The 14,255-nt window shown below is 59.0% G+C and carries 23 protein-coding genes; 21 read left to right on the top strand and 2 right to left on the bottom strand.

What is annotated here, in order from left to right:
* The first annotated feature begins 207 nt into the window (after positions 1–207).
* The 9 genes from EAH78_RS14280 to EAH78_RS14245 all read left to right on the top strand — a co-directional run bounded on the left by EAH78_RS14280 (position 208) and on the right by EAH78_RS14245 (position 4,139).
* A complete protein-coding gene (locus EAH78_RS14280) occupies positions 208–924 on the top strand; it encodes an antA/AntB antirepressor family protein (RefSeq protein WP_140668102.1) in 717 nt (238 codons plus the stop codon).
* A 418-nt stretch (positions 925–1,342) separates the two neighbouring features.
* Entirely contained in the window at positions 1,343–1,501 is a 159-nt protein-coding gene (locus EAH78_RS32320) for a hypothetical protein (protein ID WP_170219123.1), read from the top strand.
* Positions 1,498–1,704: a hypothetical protein gene (locus EAH78_RS14275; RefSeq protein ID WP_140668101.1), complete on the top strand. Its 207-nt coding sequence runs from the start codon at positions 1,498–1,500 to the stop codon at positions 1,702–1,704. Before EAH78_RS32320 ends, EAH78_RS14275 begins: the two co-directional genes overlap by 4 nt.
* Before the next feature lie 20 nt (positions 1,705–1,724).
* Positions 1,725–2,558, top strand: coding sequence for a phage antirepressor N-terminal domain-containing protein (locus tag EAH78_RS14270; protein ID WP_140668100.1), 834 nt, complete (start codon positions 1,725–1,727; stop codon positions 2,556–2,558).
* Between the two features lie 85 nt (positions 2,559–2,643).
* Positions 2,644–2,892: a hypothetical protein gene (locus EAH78_RS14265; RefSeq protein ID WP_140668099.1), complete on the top strand. Its 249-nt coding sequence runs from the start codon at positions 2,644–2,646 to the stop codon at positions 2,890–2,892.
* A 22-nt stretch (positions 2,893–2,914) separates the two neighbouring features.
* Positions 2,915–3,154 carry a hypothetical protein gene (locus EAH78_RS14260; RefSeq protein ID WP_140668098.1) on the top strand — a complete coding sequence of 80 codons (240 nt, stop codon included), beginning with the start codon at positions 2,915–2,917 and terminating at the stop codon, positions 3,152–3,154.
* Between the two features lie 171 nt (positions 3,155–3,325).
* Positions 3,326–3,634 (top strand): hypothetical protein, encoded by a 309-nt coding sequence (locus EAH78_RS14255; protein ID WP_140668097.1) that lies wholly within the window; start codon positions 3,326–3,328, stop codon positions 3,632–3,634.
* Positions 3,631–3,894: a hypothetical protein gene (locus tag EAH78_RS14250; RefSeq protein ID WP_140668096.1), complete on the top strand. Its 264-nt coding sequence runs from the start codon at positions 3,631–3,633 to the stop codon at positions 3,892–3,894. Before EAH78_RS14255 ends, EAH78_RS14250 begins: the two co-directional genes overlap by 4 nt.
* Complete coding sequence (locus EAH78_RS14245) at positions 3,891–4,139, top strand: hypothetical protein (protein ID WP_140668095.1); 249 nt, start codon at positions 3,891–3,893, stop codon at positions 4,137–4,139. The genes EAH78_RS14250 and EAH78_RS14245 overlap by 4 nt, the downstream gene beginning before the upstream one ends.
* An 839-nt stretch (positions 4,140–4,978) precedes the next feature.
* On the opposite strand, the gene EAH78_RS14240 is transcribed toward EAH78_RS14245, so the two are convergent.
* Positions 4,979–6,043, bottom strand: coding sequence for a phage portal protein (locus EAH78_RS14240; protein WP_140668094.1), 1,065 nt, complete (start codon positions 6,041–6,043; stop codon positions 4,979–4,981).
* Positions 6,043–7,803, bottom strand: a complete 1,761-nt coding sequence (locus EAH78_RS14235) for a terminase ATPase subunit family protein (RefSeq protein ID WP_140668093.1) — start codon at positions 7,801–7,803, stop codon at positions 6,043–6,045. Before EAH78_RS14235 ends, EAH78_RS14240 begins: the two co-directional genes overlap by 1 nt.
* Positions 7,804–7,959: 156 nt before the next feature.
* Between EAH78_RS14235 and EAH78_RS14230 the strand changes: the two genes are divergently transcribed.
* The 12 genes from EAH78_RS14230 (at position 7,960) to EAH78_RS14175 (ending at position 14,220) form a co-directional block, all read left to right on the top strand.
* Positions 7,960–8,802 carry a GPO family capsid scaffolding protein gene (locus EAH78_RS14230; protein WP_140668092.1) on the top strand — a complete coding sequence of 281 codons (843 nt, stop codon included), beginning with the start codon at positions 7,960–7,962 and terminating at the stop codon, positions 8,800–8,802.
* Positions 8,803–8,838: 36 nt separating this feature from the next.
* Positions 8,839–9,843, top strand: coding sequence for a phage major capsid protein, P2 family (locus EAH78_RS14225; protein ID WP_140668091.1), 1,005 nt, complete (start codon positions 8,839–8,841; stop codon positions 9,841–9,843).
* A 2-nt stretch (positions 9,844–9,845) separates the two neighbouring features.
* Entirely contained in the window at positions 9,846–10,550 is a 705-nt protein-coding gene (locus EAH78_RS14220) for a terminase endonuclease subunit (protein WP_140668090.1), read from the top strand.
* Between the two features lie 100 nt (positions 10,551–10,650).
* A complete protein-coding gene (locus tag EAH78_RS14215; RefSeq protein ID WP_140668089.1) occupies positions 10,651–11,115 on the top strand; it encodes a head completion/stabilization protein in 465 nt (154 codons plus the stop codon).
* The gene (locus EAH78_RS14210; protein WP_140668088.1) at positions 11,115–11,327 is read left to right on the top strand and encodes a tail protein X; all 213 of its coding nucleotides are present in this window, start codon (positions 11,115–11,117) and stop codon (positions 11,325–11,327) included. The genes EAH78_RS14215 and EAH78_RS14210 overlap by 1 nt, the downstream gene beginning before the upstream one ends.
* 62 nt (positions 11,328–11,389) lie before the next feature.
* Entirely contained in the window at positions 11,390–11,704 is a 315-nt protein-coding gene (locus EAH78_RS14205) for a phage holin, lambda family (protein WP_033039923.1), read from the top strand.
* Complete coding sequence (locus EAH78_RS14200) at positions 11,701–12,540, top strand: N-acetylmuramidase domain-containing protein (RefSeq protein WP_140668087.1); 840 nt, start codon at positions 11,701–11,703, stop codon at positions 12,538–12,540. Before EAH78_RS14205 ends, EAH78_RS14200 begins: the two co-directional genes overlap by 4 nt.
* A complete protein-coding gene (locus EAH78_RS14195) occupies positions 12,537–12,743 on the top strand; it encodes a hypothetical protein (protein WP_140668086.1) in 207 nt (68 codons plus the stop codon). The genes EAH78_RS14200 and EAH78_RS14195 overlap by 4 nt, the downstream gene beginning before the upstream one ends.
* Positions 12,740–13,171: an Rz-like lysis system protein LysB gene (lysB, locus tag EAH78_RS14190; RefSeq protein WP_140668085.1), complete on the top strand. Its 432-nt coding sequence runs from the start codon at positions 12,740–12,742 to the stop codon at positions 13,169–13,171. The genes EAH78_RS14195 and lysB overlap by 4 nt, the downstream gene beginning before the upstream one ends.
* A complete protein-coding gene (lysC, locus tag EAH78_RS32715) occupies positions 13,071–13,292 on the top strand; it encodes an Rz1-like lysis system protein LysC (protein WP_140668084.1) in 222 nt (73 codons plus the stop codon). Before lysB ends, lysC begins: the two co-directional genes overlap by 101 nt.
* The gene (locus tag EAH78_RS14180) at positions 13,289–13,771 is read left to right on the top strand and encodes a phage tail protein (protein ID WP_140668083.1); all 483 of its coding nucleotides are present in this window, start codon (positions 13,289–13,291) and stop codon (positions 13,769–13,771) included. The genes lysC and EAH78_RS14180 overlap by 4 nt, the downstream gene beginning before the upstream one ends.
* Positions 13,768–14,220, top strand: a complete 453-nt coding sequence (locus tag EAH78_RS14175; protein WP_140668082.1) for a phage virion morphogenesis protein — start codon at positions 13,768–13,770, stop codon at positions 14,218–14,220. Before EAH78_RS14180 ends, EAH78_RS14175 begins: the two co-directional genes overlap by 4 nt.
* The last annotated feature ends 35 nt before the right edge of the window (positions 14,221–14,255 follow it).

The raw sequence follows: 14,255 nt of genomic DNA, 5'->3' as shown, positions 1-14,255 counted from the left end.
TCACCCTGCCATCAGCGGCCACCCCAGCCGACTACGCGGCCTATCACAGCAACTGCCACCTACTGGAGGCGCGCTTTGATTCAACCGTTACCGTAATGGTGACGGTTGCTCAAAATGGCAAACCAAGGGCGACGACCTGCCTCCCTAAGCTTTCGTCGCGCCGTGCACTAGCTCTATAGTGGAAACCCTATTCAGCACGGACTTAGCATGAGCCTCACAACCTTGATAACGCGCCTCGATCCCAGCTCGTCAGCCTCCAGCCATCTACGCTGCAGCGCTCGCAACCTGCACGCGTTCCTGCAGGTTGGCCGTCGCTTCAATGGCTGGATCAATGGCCGAATCGACACGTACGGGTTTGAGGAGGGGCAGGATTTTTTCATTGTGACTTCGCATAGAGAGCGGTTTGATAACCCCGATCGGGGCAATCAAATACCGGGAGCTGAGAAGGGCTTTGATTTCCAAAATCGGGAAGATCAAACTTTGGGGGAGTTAGGACAGATCCCCTCTCCGGAAGTTGAGAGCTCAGATCTGATCCCGCAGAGAGGTGGCGACAGGCGATCCACTGACTACCTCCTTACCCTGGACATGGCCAAAGAGCTGGCCATGATCGAGAACAGCGAGATCGGCCGTCAGGTTCGTCGCTATTTCATCGAGCGGGAAAAGCAGCTCGTCGCGGTACTTGAAGAGCGGGCATCGCGCATCCTCCCCTTACCTGGTGTAAAACGCAGCGCACGCGACGGCATCAACTTCAAGCAGCTGCTCATCCTTCAAGAGCAAGGGCGCAATATCGCCAAATGGCTGGACGCCGCAACGGGCGACTGTGAGCGTCAAGGCCTGCACAACCAGTTGCGTCAAGTGAACGACGCTCTCGGTTTGCCCACACCACTGCTGGAACTCAACCCAGTGGCGATTCAGCGAGACTAGCCGCCCCCCTCGCGCCAAACCCCAACCGACTGCTGTCCGCGTCCTCTACCATTGGCAGTTATGGTGATGATCACCACAACTGGGCAGACATCTGAAGCGGTAGCGGCAACGTAGCGTGATATTAAATATTGTCCGGGGAGTCTTGATCCCCAGACATTGACGGGCGTAAAGTGTGCCCGTCGCTGCCAATGCAGCGACCGACCTTGGCGGGTCGAATGATTTCAGGCGCAACAGCGCCCCCATTTCGTTTGCAGGCGCTTTTTTTACGCCCGCATTCATGTGTTATGGCGGGTTGCATTGGAGCACCCTCGGGTGCGCCGGGTTCCTGAATCACCGGTCCGCCAATCCTTTGCAATTCGCCACCCCTTATCTGCTTGGCGGCAGAACGAGGTGGCTCCGTCGATTCGGGAGCTTCACCATGACCGCCCTCATTCCGTCCAAAATCCGCGCACTTGCCCACCGCCGCATGGCTCTCGCCGCGTTGCACGCCAACTCCTCCCTCTCCACTCGCCTCAAGCGCTACAACCATCACATGCACCAGGTGCGCGTTCTGGAAACGCACGGCGGTGCCCTATGAGAAAGCCATACGGTCTCACCGACGATGATCTGAATGATCTGGAGCGGGTACGCGATTCCATTGCCCTGGTATGTGCGCTCGCGCACCAGGCCAACGACCCCGGGATGTACAGGCCTCAGATGCTGGCCGCCTTCCTCGACGGAATAAGCGGTGACCTGAACAGGGTCATTCGTTCCGCCACCACCACCCAAACCCGCATCTGAAGACTGAAAGGACTCACATCATGAACACTCAACTTATGCCCGTTCCGTTTCACGGCGACACCGTTGTGCTTGTGGGCCAGAACAATGAACCGTACGTAGCGATGAAACCCATCGTCACGAACATGGGGATTGACTGGAACGGCCAACGTACAAAGCTGGTGGAGAAGTTCAGTTCAACTGTGGAGGAAATCTCCACAGTTGCCGAAGACGGCAAGCTGCGATCGATGACCTGCATCCCTTTGCGAAAGCTCGCAGCCTGGCTCTATTCGATCAACCCGAACAAGGTGGCGCCCGAGCTGCGCGACAAGATCATCCAGTACCAAGAAGAGTGCGACGAGGTCCTCTGGAGTTACTGGACCAAGGGCGCAGCCGTTCGACCTGGTGCTGTCACCATCGCCCAGCAGATCAGCCTTTCGAAACATCGCCTGACGCTGCTGAAAGAGCTGATGCGCAGCCGTAATCGATCGATGCGGGACATGCTCGGCATTGAGATCACACATCTATCTACCTCCATGGGCCTGCCCGTTCCAGATCTGGACGCCATCGGCACCATTGAGCCACCACAAGCTGACGTGGTCGCAGACTTCTGGGGCGCGCTCCTGCAGCTGGACACCAAGGGCATCACCTACAACCACTCCAAGGACTCGCAACTGATCGCGCTGAACATGCCGCACCTGGTCGAACTGTTCGCTGCCAATGGTATTCAGACCATCATCGGTACCGACGTCACCAACGCGTTGAAGCGCTGTACCGAGCCACAGTTTTTGGGAATGAAGGCTGTGGACAGCACCATTCGCAGAACCACGACCAAATGCTGGGTCTTCAAGAAGCCGGCACAAATCCAGTCCCATTGACGAATGCAGCCTTACCGTCTGAGTAATCAGCCGGTAAGTTACTTACGACACGTTACCTATAACGAACCTAAAGGAACCCCCGCCCGTGAGCCTGAGCCCTTCCCCTGAAAAGACGAAGATCCGCGTCAATGCCGCCCTGGACATGATCGATCAGGCCGCCGATCCGTTAAAGGTGCGTTTTGCCGTGGCCTACGCCATCGGCTACATCGACGCCCTGGCGGATGAACGCCTGATAAGCCTCGACGGCACCGAGCTGTACCGGCAGGATGCGTATGCACGGCGGCAATTGCGGCTGGCCGCGTTCGGCGTGATCCTGGGCAGCGATGAACCCTAACAACGGAAAGGAACCCCCCACCATGAGCGAGAACGCTATGACCGCACCAACGAACCGACTGGAAGACCTTCCGCTACATCAACTGCTGTTTCTGAAGATCCGCGATGGTGGCGGGCCGAAGGTCGCGCACAGCGTGGCCGAGTTGCACGGCATCACCGTCGACGAGCTGAAAGCGCAGTGCCGCAGAGCGGGCGAAGAGATCCTGGCCGAACGGCCGTTGGTGGTCTACGAAGAGCCGGTAGTGACTTGGGCGAATAGCTGAGCCGCCGCGTTACGAATAACGGCGTTTATGTCAAAGAGGGGGGTACATTCCGCACAGGGGTGGCCCCCTTTTTTATTGGCCACGGATACCACGACCTCCTAAACTGGACCAACAGACCCACGGTCACTGGTTTTACGCAGTGACCGCCACTCACTCGGACAGGCAAACCTCATGACGGTCGATGATGACTTTGAAGCTGACTTCCTTAAGCAACGGTTGACCGAGTTGCACAGGACTCATGCCGGCGAAGCGACGTTGATCGATGCCATTCTCAACACACTGGACTATCAAAAGACCGCGGTGCACGCAGAGTTTCAAGTGCGCGGCATGGTCATTGCGCTGGGCTACACGCTGTCGCAGAAAGGGGCCGCCGGGTTGCCCGGGCTTGAGGCCTGGTTAGGGCAGTTCGTCAAAGACGGCGCCTTGAGCGCCGAGCAAGCGGCGGCTTTTATCGCGCAAGCCCAGGCGATCTACGCATGAGCAGGCGTGAGGGTCACGAAAGAAACGACCCGCTGGCGGCGCTGAACCTGCCGCAAGCGCTGGGCTCCCAGGCGCTGAGACTGCTGGGCGCCATCGAGCAGGCGCGGACCAAAACCGAGGCCTGGCGCGCGGCGGACCGCGCCGAAGGTTTTACCCTGGGCGTGGAAACCCTGCGCGCGCTGAACCCGGCCGACATCGAGGCGCTGTACATGGCGTTCGACCAAGCGTTGCAGTTGCGCCTGCTGGAGCTGGAGCAGTGATCGGTGAAGGCATTCACGAAGACGCCCTGACGCACCTGGTGCAACAACGAGCGGTCAGGGAATGCCTGGTGGCCAGGATCGACGGTGGCCCCACCTGGGGGCTGTCGATTCGCCTGGGCGGCAGCGGCGCGCGCTGGGTGCCGGTGCGTTCACGTCGGGAGAAGGTGCGCACCTGGGCCAGTTTGACCGCTGTTGGTAGGTTCGCGGACGGCATCGGCTTGCGCGGCTTTAGCGTGGAGCTGTGACGCGTCACAGGCCTGAATCACAGGCAAAAAAAAGCCGCCTAGTAAGGGCGGCTTTTTCGTCGAAAGCCCAGTTAGTGGCCGGGCTTTCGTACTCGCAGGGAGCATTGACGTGACCACAGGGTACAAGGTGGCACCAGTGCGCGCAACGATTACCGATTGACGGTTTTGTAGCGCGCGCAAAACACAAGATGTAGTGAAAAAGTCATTTGTTGGCTGATTTTTTAAGCAAAAGTCCAAATAATGCAAATAAGCCGAAAAAAATGTTCACCCGCCAAAGCCCTGTGGCGCCTCGCTCCGACCGAAAAACTGTATCTACATACCGATCCATGAGCCGATTCGGCGCACCACGGGTGTAAAAAATTTCGTTACCATGCAGACACTCGTACGGTGTTAGCAACTGCCGTGCGACGGCCTTACTGACACGGGCTTGTAACCCGTGCGGATGACTCAGACGGCGTCCATCAGCTTAGCCGCCTCACAGGGAGCATTGACGTGATCCCGAAGGCACACAAGTCCGGTAAGTGTGCTGGAGGTTTGGCCCAACTACGGGAGGGCCTAGCATGTTGAAACACTTAAAACATGCGTGGGATTTCGTGGTGGTTTGTGTGCGTGTCCATCACGTTTACGAATTGCTGCGAGATCACTTCGACGACCTGTAACAAGGCCGAAAAGTGGACCGCTTCAGCTTCCGCTGAGGCGGTTTTTTTTCGCTCAAAGTAAAACTCTAATGACGTGAAATTGGTTCTTACCTTCTTGGTAAGTAGACGGTAACCGACGAAAACCTTGGAGATCCCTGCTTCGCATTAATAAGGATGTCGCGCTGAACGCTGAATGAGCCCTTAAGAAGATAATTTATCGGAAACTGACTCCAGCGGCCTCCAGCGAATTACCTCTTCGCCCAGCCATTCGTTGACCTGCTGCAGGCGTGCCTGAATGGGCTCGAGTTCGTTCATTGCCCAGATCTGCGCGGCCTCTTTGATCGATCCGAACCCGCCAGCGTTCTGCGGAACGATGCCCATCAGTTGGGGGGGGATACGCAACGCAGCGAGCATATCGTCGCGGCTAATGTTTTTGATCGAGCCGAACTCATCCTTCGCCGCCACTTCACTAACAGGGATCAGCTGGATGCCGTCCTTCTTCCCGCCCGGGGCGTACATGAACAAGTTGCGGAAATTGCCCGGGCCCTTCGCTGACTTCAGCGCGCTGCGCAACGCGGCAACGTCCGTCTCGTTCTGCGCGGTGTCGGTCATGTACATGATGAAACCGGCATGACTGCCGTTGTTGTAGTACTTTCGCCGGAACAAGGTGGCGGACTCGTTGAGCAGCGCACTCTGCAGAGCTGGTAGCCACTCCGGAAGGCCGTAGATTTCTTGGTTAATGTCCGCCTCGCGCTGGTGGTAAACGGTCCCGCGCTTGAATTCGTACTCGTCTCGCCAGCCGCGCACCTGGTAATAGGTTTCGAGGTCCACACCGCGTCGCATGTACTTGCCCAGGGCGGGCTGCAGCCCCAACGTGCTACGCAGCATGTTTTCCCGCTTTTCCAGATAGCCGTTACCGCACCACAGGAAGTCCAGGGCGAATTGCTCGAACGTCTGTCGTGAAAGCAACTTGTGGGGGATGAAGGTGCGGGCCAGCATGTTGCGTTTGAAATTCAAGCCCGATTGCAGAAACACGCTCGCTCGCGAGGACTTGGCCAGCCCGTCGAGGGACATCGGCGGCTCGTACCACCGGCCGTTCAGCCAGCACTCCAGGTAGTCGAGAATCCCGCGCTCGTCGAGCACAGGAGTCGGGTCTCCGAAGGTAAACGCCTCCATCTTGCCGCCCGTTGCCGGCAGCACCTGGTCCGCGATCGCAGTCGGGGCTGATGTGGACATCTGCGTGGTTTCGCTGCGGCTGTTGCTCATCAATAAATCTCCATGAAGCCGGTATTCGTTGAGGTTTGGCCCTCAAGCGGTTCGTTCTGCAATGCGTGGAACAGCGCCCAGGCGAGGTCCGCGTGCCCGGTCTCATCGGTGCGGCCTGCCGTGTAGGTGAATTGCCGGCCACTGGCCGTAATGGTTTTGCGGATCGCCATCAGCGACTGGGCCATGTCGATCCAGCCGGCATCGAACTCCAGGCGCCCTTTGTGAATAACGTCGTAAGCCTTGAGCACCAGGCGCGTCTTCACCTCGGGGGAATAGCTAAAGGTCGTCACATTGGGGAAAAACTGGCGCACCAGCTGCGCCACGCCAGAACCCATGCCTGTGATGTCGATGCCGATGTATGTCACCCAATAGCGCATCGTGACCAGGCGGATCGCCTCGGCCTGCGCGGCGAAGTCCATACCGCGGAACTGGTGGCGCTCGAGCACGCGGAATTTTCCACCTGGAACAGTTGGCGGGGCCACGACTACCAGACCGGAGCTGTCGCCCGTTTCCGCCGGGTCATAGCCAATCCAAACCTGCCGATCGGCAAACGGCCTTGCAGCAAAAGGTTTGTAGTCCTCGGACCACTCGACCCAACTGTCGACCATGCAAGGCTGCAGGACGTTGAGCGGGAAGATGCTCGCCCCGTCGTCGACGAACTGGCACATGAGCAAGTTCGCGAAGGCGTCCGCGTTGTACTCGAGGCGTAGCTCCTCCAGGTCGAACAGATCACAGCCGCGCTGCTCGGCATCCAGGATCGTGACGATCTGGCGCCAGATCCGGTCCTCGCACAGCCGTCCCTGCTGCAGCGCGTCGTGCGAAACGTCGAGTTTCAGCCGCTGGGCAACCGGCTTGCCCTTGTTAAAGCGTTCGCCGGTCCAGAACGTGTAGGCCTCATGGGCCATGCTCGATGGTGTCGAGAAGTAGGTGCGTCGGTATTGCTTCTGCATCGCCATGCCGCTGGCGACCTTGTTCAGCTCGTTGAACTTGAACGTCCAGAAGAATTCGTCGAAGTAGAAATTACCGTGGTAACCCTGAGCGGTTCGGGCATTGGTACCGAGGAAATGCAGTTCGGCGCCATTGGCCAGAATGATCGGATCGCCTGTCAGCTCGACGCCGCAGACCTCGCGGGCGAACCCTTGAATGTACGCCTTGAAGATGTGCGCCTGATTCTTCGATGCGGATAGAAATATCTGATTGCGTCCGGTGACCAGGGCATCAATGAACGCCTCCCGGGCAAAGTAGTACGTGGCGCCGATCTGACGGCTTTTCAGAATTGCCCTGGTGCGCTGATTGCTCGCCCGGTACCAGTCCAACTGATAGCCGAAACAACCGTCTTTGAACGCTTCGGTCAACTGCTCGATCTGCTCTTCGCTGAACTCGTTGCGAGCCGCTTTCTTCTTCGGCCCTTCGTTGCGTTTGGCTAGGTTTGGATTCAAGTCAGTGTCGGTACCGCCGGCCTTGTATCGCTCGATGCGGGCCTGTCGCTCCAGCTGGCGATGCAGCAGGTCAATTTCCTTGAAATCCCCTCCTGTCTTGCCGTCCTTGAGGATCAGTTGCACCAGGCGTGCTTCCAGTGCCCCACCGATGCGCTCGACGTTATCGGCCCGGTCCCATTCATCACGCGTTTTCCACGCATGAACGGTCTTTTCCTTTTCATCCAGCATTTCTGCAATCGCGCAGATCCGCAGACCGGTCCAGTAGAGGAACTTGGCCTGACGGCGGTTATCGCGGATGGGAGTGGCTTCGGTTGTCGTCATGGCGGCGATGCTGACGCCTCGCGCGCGTGAAGGCGTAGCGATGTGCCATGTAGCGCATGGGCCTACAACTGGCGCTGATTGCCCGCAATGACGCTACTGCCGACGATGTACCTCAACGCAACTGCACCCAGCAGCACCGCTTTGAGGATCCGCTCCATGAAGAAAAAGTTTCGCTCCAAATGGTTCCGCGTCGCCGTAGAAGGTGCGACCACCGATGGCCGTCAGATCGAGCGCCAGTGGCTGGTCGATGCTGCCGAAACTTACAACCCGAACACCTATGGCGCTCGCGTTTGGGTTGAGCACTACCGCAGCGTCCTGCCGGACAGCCCGTTCCGTGCTTACGGCGACGTGCTGGCTGCAAAGACTGAAGAAGTCGACGTCAACGGTGTGAAGAAGCTGGCCCTGTTCGTTCAGATCGAGCCAACCGACGACCTGATCGCCATGAACAAGGCGCGCCAGAAGCTGTACACCAGCATCGAGATTTCGCCGAAGTTTGCCGACACCGGCCGCGCTTACCTTGACGGGTTAGCTGTGACCGATTCGCCGGCGAGCCTGGGCACTGAGATGCTCACATTCAGCGCGCAAAACCCCGATGCCTCACCGCTGAAGGCACGTAAGAGCAAACCGGACAACTTGTTCTCGGAGCTCGTCGAAGCGCAGCTGGAGTTTGATGAAATCGTCGAAACCCCAAGCGTGATCGACGGCCTGTTCTCCCGCGTTTCCGATTTGCTCGGCCGTAGCAAGGCCAAGGCCAGCAAGGACGAAGCTCAGTTTTCCGAATTGAACGAAGCCGTCGAGGCGCTGGCGGGTCACGCCGCTGATCAGGCCAAAGTCGTCGCCTCAGCCGATGAAGCGCTGAAATCCCTCACCGGCAAACACGAAAAGCTGACCACCGATTTCGCGGATTTGATCAAGCGCCTGGGCGAAACACAGGACCACAGCCAGACCACCCGCCCAGCAATGCCTGGCGGCGACGGCGCCGTGCTGACTGCCTACTGATCACGCCGCCCATTACAAGCTCCCCAGGAGAACACCATGCGTAACGAAACACGACTTGCCTTTAACGGCTTCACCAAACAGGTTGCCGCGATCAACTCCGTAGGGTCGGTGGCGGAGAAATTCACCGTTACCCCTTCTGTTCAACAGAAGCTGGAAACCGCGATTCAGGAATCCAGCGCCTTCCTGAAAAAAATCAACGTGCTGGGCGTCGACGAGAAAGACGGTGAAGCCATCGTTTTGGGCGTGGGCTCGACCATCGCCGGCCGGACCGACACCAACCAGACCGCACGCAACCCTCGCGGTGTCAGTTCGCTCAAGAACGACACTTACAGCTGCAAAAAGACTGACTTCGACACCGCTATTCCTTATGCGCTGCTGGATGCCTGGGCAAAATTTCCGGACTTCCAGGCTCGACTGTCTGGTGCGGTCGTCGAGCGCCAGGCGCTTGACCGCATCATGATCGGCTTCAACGGTACCCACGCTGCGGCAACGACCGATCGGACTGCCTTCCCGTTGCTGGAGGACGTGAACGTGGGTTGGCTCGAGAAGTACCGCACCAAAGCGCCAGAGCGTGTGCTGAGCAGCGGCAAGGTTGCCGGCAAAATCACCATCGGCCCGACCGGCGACTACAAGACGCTCGACGGTCTGGTTTACGACGCCATCCAACTGCTGGACCCATGGCATCGCAAGCGTCCAGACCTGGTCGTCCTGGTCGATCGCAACCTGCTGCATGCGAAATTCCTGGCCAACATTGAAGGCGCCGCAGACAACGAGAACGAGCTGGCAGCCGCGCGAATCATCGCCAACGGAACGCTGGGTGGCCTGCCGATCGAGGATGCACCGTTCTTCATTGACGGCGGCATCATGATCACCACGCTGAAGAATCTGTCGATCTACTTCCAGATCAGCAGCCGCCGCCGCATGACCAAGGACGAGCCAGAGCGCGATCGCATCGCCGACTATCAATCGTCGAACGAAGACTACGTGATCGAAGACTTCGGTCTCGGCGCTCTGGTCGAAAACATCGAAGAGGCCGCGTAACAATGGCCCTCTCCCTCGCTCAACGTCACCGGCTGCAGGCGCTTGCCTCGCAGGAGGCTGCTGCCGCTTCGCCCGCCGTTTCGATGGCGGGCGGGACGGCCTACGAAATGCAGCTGGCCCAGCTGCTGCAGGATCGTCTGCGCCTGAAACAGATCCAGTCGAACGAAGGCAAAGCCGCGCTCAAGTTGCAGCTTTTGCCGGCTTATGTGCCTTACGTCGACGGTGTTCTGGCAACGGGCAACGGCGCTCAGGACGAAGTGCTCACCACCATCATGATCTGGCGGATCGATGCTTCCGATTACAGCGGCGCGCTCGACATCGCGGCCTACGTGTTGCAGCACAGCCTATTGATGCCCGATCGCTTCGAACGGACCACCGGCTGCCTGGTAGCAGAAGAAGTCGCCGAAGCGGCGTTGAGCTCACAGAAAACCGGTGGTGGATTCGACCTGGCCACCTTGCACCGGACGATGGAGCTGACCGCTGAACAAGACATGCCGGATGAAGCCAGGGCCAAGCTGTACCTGGCTACAGGACGCGCCACTGTGGCAAGTCTGAATGCCGATAACCCGGGCCAACCCGGTCAGGTAATCGCGGGTATCGAACTGTTGAAACGCGCCATCGAGCTGAACAACAGCTGCGGCGGCAAGAAGGATCTGGAAGGCGCCGAACGCCTCCTGAAAAAGATTGCTCCCCCATCAGGGAGCTGACCGAGCGTACCCCGCAACCCCGGCGGCCCGGGGCTGAACAGCAGGTTTCTCTCCTTTCCTTGCTGTGACGCCCCGGCCACCGCCGACTTAGGGCTGAACCATGAGCGGATTTATTGCCACCGGCAGCACCGACGAACCCTTTGTCATCACCAATGACGGGTTCTGGCCTGACATCGATGTCGTACACCTGCGATCCGCTATTCGCTTGGATGGCAGCATCACTGACGCACGCATTGAAGTCGTGACCGTCAACGCGTTGATCCAGGTGAACGGCGAACTGGCCAAGGTGAAGCTGAATCATGTGGAGAACGGATACACCACCATCGCAGCGGTGCCGGCGTTCGAAGTCAATGGCGAAAGCCACTTCATCCACCTTTACCGCCGTTCGATCTATTGCAGCGTTGGAGCTGAGCTCGCTGAGCGATATCGCAGCTACGACACCAGCGTCGAGGGCAACAAGAACGCAGACGAACTGACACCTTCGGTCGATGAATACCGTCGTGACGCCCGATTCGCCATTCGCGATCTATTGGGCGTCGGCCATTCCACCGTGGAGCTCATCTGATGACGACCTCCGTGTATGCCGCTCAAGGCGACACCGTCGACGCCATTTGCTGGCGGGTCTACGGCCGCACTGCCGGCATCACCGAGGCAGTCCTTGAAGCAAACCCGGGGCTATCAGATTTCGGCACGATCATTCCGCACGGCACCCAGCTGACGCTTCCGGATATCGCACCACAAGCCCCCGAGCTGCAAATGGTGAACCTATGGGATTGAGCCACCGAACAACCCTAACAGACGCTCCACCACCTTCAACTTTGGACAGCGGAATCACGCGCATGCCTGACAAACCGGATACATGGGCCTGGTTCGCTGCCTGGCTCGAACTGAACTGGCCAGCCATCTACTCGGGCGGACTCGCCTGTGTGATCGCTGCGCTACGGATCATCTATGGCGGCGGCACATGGCGCCGAGTTCTTCTTGAGGCACCGCTGTGCGGCACCCTTGCGCTTTCGGCAAGTCACGGCCTCTTTCTGCTGGGAATTCCCGCGACAACCGGACCTTTCTTCGGCGGTGTGATCGGTCTGCTCGGCGTTGAGGGGACCCGAGCACTGGCCAAGCAATTCTTCAACCGCAAGGTGGATCAGCTATGACAGTTTTGCGCCACGGCGATCGCGGGCAAGAAGTCCGCACACTGCAGCAGCGCCTCAACCTGCACGGCGCTGGTCTGGATCCGGACGGTGATTTCGGTGATGCCACCGAGGCCGCGGTGCGTAATTACCAACGCAAGGTTGGGCTGGTAATTGACGGTATTGCCGGCTCAAAAACCGCTCTGGCGCTGGCCGGCGCGGACTGTTCGAGCCTGCTGCAGCACGAACGGTTGGTAAACGCGGCTGCGCGCCTTGGCGTTGAGCTCGCGGCAGTCATGGCGGTGAACGAGGTCGAAAGCGAAGGCAGCGGTTTCCTCGACAACGGCAAGCCGAAGATTCTTTTCGAGCGACACATCATGTATCGCCAGCTCAGCACGCCGCGCGCACCTGGTGATGATGCATCCGATTTGAAAACCCACGCCGACCAACTGGCTGAGGTCCAACCCAATCTGGTCAATCCGAAATCAGGTGGATACGCCGGCGGAACGGCAGAGCATCAGCGCCTGGCGAATGCCCGACTGATTGACGATCTTTGCGCGTTGGAGTCGGCCAGCTGGGGCGCCTTCCAGGTGATGGGTTACCACGCCCTGCGCCTCGGATACGCCAGCGTGAGGGACTTTACCGATCGGATGGCCCGGAACGAGAACGAGCAATTCGAAGCCTTCGTGCGTTTTATCGAAGCTGACCCGGCGCTGCTCAAGGCGCTGAAGGGCAAGAAATGGGCGGCGTTCGCCAAGGCCTATAACGGCCCCAACTACGCTCGCAACCTGTACGACACAAAGCTCGAGCGCGCCTATCAGCGTCACGCTGCGGGCTGCCCCATACCGGAGGCCGCATGATTGACCAAGAACAAATCCGCAAACTCAGCCCCGTCGATGGCGACGTCTTTCTCCTGCCGGCGGACTCTCCCTTTGAACTGGCCCGGGCACTCGGTGAAGCGATCGCAGTCGCGAAACCGGGCGTAAAGGCTGTAGTCGTCTGCGGCGACGTGCGCAAACTCGATACGGCTGCGATGAATGCAGCCGGCTGGTACCGCGCGTGAGCACGCTGCGCCAGGCGCTGTACGGGTTCGCCCTGCTCGCCTCGATCGCGCTGCTGATCTGGGCTCAGAGCCAGCGGATTGAGGTCGCAGATCAAAAAACAGGCCGGGCACAAGATGCCGCTGATGCAGCCATTGCTCGAGCGACGCGCAGTGAGCAGACGGCCGCTCAACTCCAGGCGTCGCTACAGGACGAACGGACCGCCCAGGCTGCATTGCGCAGCGTGCAAGACCAACTGCGCCAAGGTCTCGCCACCCGTCAACGAACGATTGAGGACTTGAAACGTGAGAATGCCGAACTTCGCTTTTGGGCTGATCAGCCTCTCCCTGATGCTGCTCGCCGGATGCGCGAGCGCCCCGCCATCACCGGAGCCGCTGCTTATCGCGACTGGTTGTCCGGCCGTGGTGCCCTGCACCCTGTCGGCGACTAAACCGGACAAGAACGGCGCCCTGCTCAATGACCAGGAGGCCACCGAGAATGATTGGGCTCAATGCGCTGCGCAGGTCGATATGGTTTACCAGCATCAGCAGTCCCGGGCGGGCAAACCATGAACAAACCAGAATCGCTACGCGCTCACCTGCTCGCTTCGGTACCGGAGTTAAAGAAAAACCCCGACCGCATGATGGTATTTATCGACAAAGGCACCATGCGCAGTACCGCTGCCGTTGGGTTGTCGTTCGAATACAGCTACACGCTGAACCTGATCTTCACGGATTACGCTGGCCATCCCGACGCCATTGCCATTCCCCTGTTCGCTTGGATCCTGGTGAACCAACGGGAGCTGATGGAGAACGTCGACCGCAGCAAAACTGCCGTCGCCTTCGAAGCCGATCTCCTGGACAACAGCAAGGTCGACCTGTCGATCAAGTTGCCACTCACAGAGCGCGTGATCGTCAAACGTCAGGACGACGGCACCCTGCTCGTCAATCACCCACCGGAGCCCGTCGTCGATGATGAACTGTTCTTCACGCCTGGACTTGAGCTCAGGACTCCCAGCGGCGAGTTAATTTCGCAGTGGGGTAAACCATGAGCAATGACCTGCAGGCGCTGGAAACATGGGTTTCAGTGTTGATTGCCAAACTGGACGAGGGAGAACGCCGCAAGCTGCTCAGCGTCGTCGCCCGGGATCTTCGTCGTAGCCAGTCGAAACGCATCACGACGCAGCGTAATCCTGATGGCTCAGCGTTCGCACCTCGCAAGCCAAAGGACCTGCGTGGGAAAAAGGGCCGGATCAAGGGCAAAATGTTCACCAAGCTGAAATCTGCCCGTTACCTGCGCACCGAAAGCACCGCAAATGGCTTGTCCGTCGGCTTCGTGGGTCGCGTGAGCCGCATCGCCCGGGTTCACCAATACGGCCTGAAAGATCGACCCGAGCGCGGCCAATTGGATGTGCAATACGAAACGCGGCAGCTGCTGGGATTCAGCGGCGGCGAGCTGGAAAACATCCGAAATCTGCTCATCGATCACCTCACCAGCTGACCCCCTCCTGTACGCACTCGCGCTACAGCCCCCCG

Source organism: Pseudomonas arsenicoxydans (assembly GCF_006438915.1).
Classification (GTDB): domain Bacteria; phylum Pseudomonadota; class Gammaproteobacteria; order Pseudomonadales; family Pseudomonadaceae; genus Aquipseudomonas; species Aquipseudomonas arsenicoxydans_A.
Note: the sequence above shows the minus strand (reverse complement) of the source record. Positions and strands in the feature narration are given on the sequence as shown.

What these genes read in the sequence shown, in the direction of transcription:
- EAH78_RS14280 (WP_140668102.1), top strand. Translation starts at nt 208, where the DNA reads ATGAGCCTCACAACCTTGATAACGCGCCTCGATCCCAGCTCGTCAGCC.
- EAH78_RS32320 (WP_170219123.1), top strand. Translation starts at nt 1,343, where the DNA reads ATGACCGCCCTCATTCCGTCCAAAATCCGCGCACTTGCCCACCGCCGC.
- EAH78_RS14275 (WP_140668101.1), top strand. Translation starts at nt 1,498, where the DNA reads ATGAGAAAGCCATACGGTCTCACCGACGATGATCTGAATGATCTGGAG.
- EAH78_RS14270 (WP_140668100.1), top strand. Translation starts at nt 1,725, where the DNA reads ATGAACACTCAACTTATGCCCGTTCCGTTTCACGGCGACACCGTTGTG.
- EAH78_RS14260 (WP_140668098.1), top strand. Translation starts at nt 2,915, where the DNA reads ATGAGCGAGAACGCTATGACCGCACCAACGAACCGACTGGAAGACCTT.
- EAH78_RS14255 (WP_140668097.1), top strand. Translation starts at nt 3,326, where the DNA reads ATGACGGTCGATGATGACTTTGAAGCTGACTTCCTTAAGCAACGGTTG.
- EAH78_RS14250 (WP_140668096.1), top strand. Translation starts at nt 3,631, where the DNA reads ATGAGCAGGCGTGAGGGTCACGAAAGAAACGACCCGCTGGCGGCGCTG.
- EAH78_RS14240 (WP_140668094.1), bottom strand. Translation starts at nt 6,043, where the DNA reads ATGAGCAACAGCCGCAGCGAAACCACGCAGATGTCCACATCAGCCCCG.
- EAH78_RS14235 (WP_140668093.1), bottom strand. Translation starts at nt 7,803, where the DNA reads ATGACGACAACCGAAGCCACTCCCATCCGCGATAACCGCCGTCAGGCC.
- EAH78_RS14230 (WP_140668092.1), top strand. Translation starts at nt 7,960, where the DNA reads ATGAAGAAAAAGTTTCGCTCCAAATGGTTCCGCGTCGCCGTAGAAGGT.
- EAH78_RS14225 (WP_140668091.1), top strand. Translation starts at nt 8,839, where the DNA reads ATGCGTAACGAAACACGACTTGCCTTTAACGGCTTCACCAAACAGGTT.
- EAH78_RS14220 (WP_140668090.1), top strand. Translation starts at nt 9,846, where the DNA reads ATGGCCCTCTCCCTCGCTCAACGTCACCGGCTGCAGGCGCTTGCCTCG.
- EAH78_RS14215 (WP_140668089.1), top strand. Translation starts at nt 10,651, where the DNA reads ATGAGCGGATTTATTGCCACCGGCAGCACCGACGAACCCTTTGTCATC.
- EAH78_RS14210 (WP_140668088.1), top strand. Translation starts at nt 11,115, where the DNA reads ATGACGACCTCCGTGTATGCCGCTCAAGGCGACACCGTCGACGCCATT.
- EAH78_RS14205 (WP_033039923.1), top strand. Translation starts at nt 11,390, where the DNA reads ATGCCTGACAAACCGGATACATGGGCCTGGTTCGCTGCCTGGCTCGAA.
- EAH78_RS14200 (WP_140668087.1), top strand. Translation starts at nt 11,701, where the DNA reads ATGACAGTTTTGCGCCACGGCGATCGCGGGCAAGAAGTCCGCACACTG.
- EAH78_RS14195 (WP_140668086.1), top strand. Translation starts at nt 12,537, where the DNA reads ATGATTGACCAAGAACAAATCCGCAAACTCAGCCCCGTCGATGGCGAC.
- lysC (WP_140668084.1), top strand. Translation starts at nt 13,071, where the DNA reads ATGCTGCTCGCCGGATGCGCGAGCGCCCCGCCATCACCGGAGCCGCTG.
- EAH78_RS14180 (WP_140668083.1), top strand. Translation starts at nt 13,289, where the DNA reads ATGAACAAACCAGAATCGCTACGCGCTCACCTGCTCGCTTCGGTACCG.
- EAH78_RS14175 (WP_140668082.1), top strand. Translation starts at nt 13,768, where the DNA reads ATGAGCAATGACCTGCAGGCGCTGGAAACATGGGTTTCAGTGTTGATT.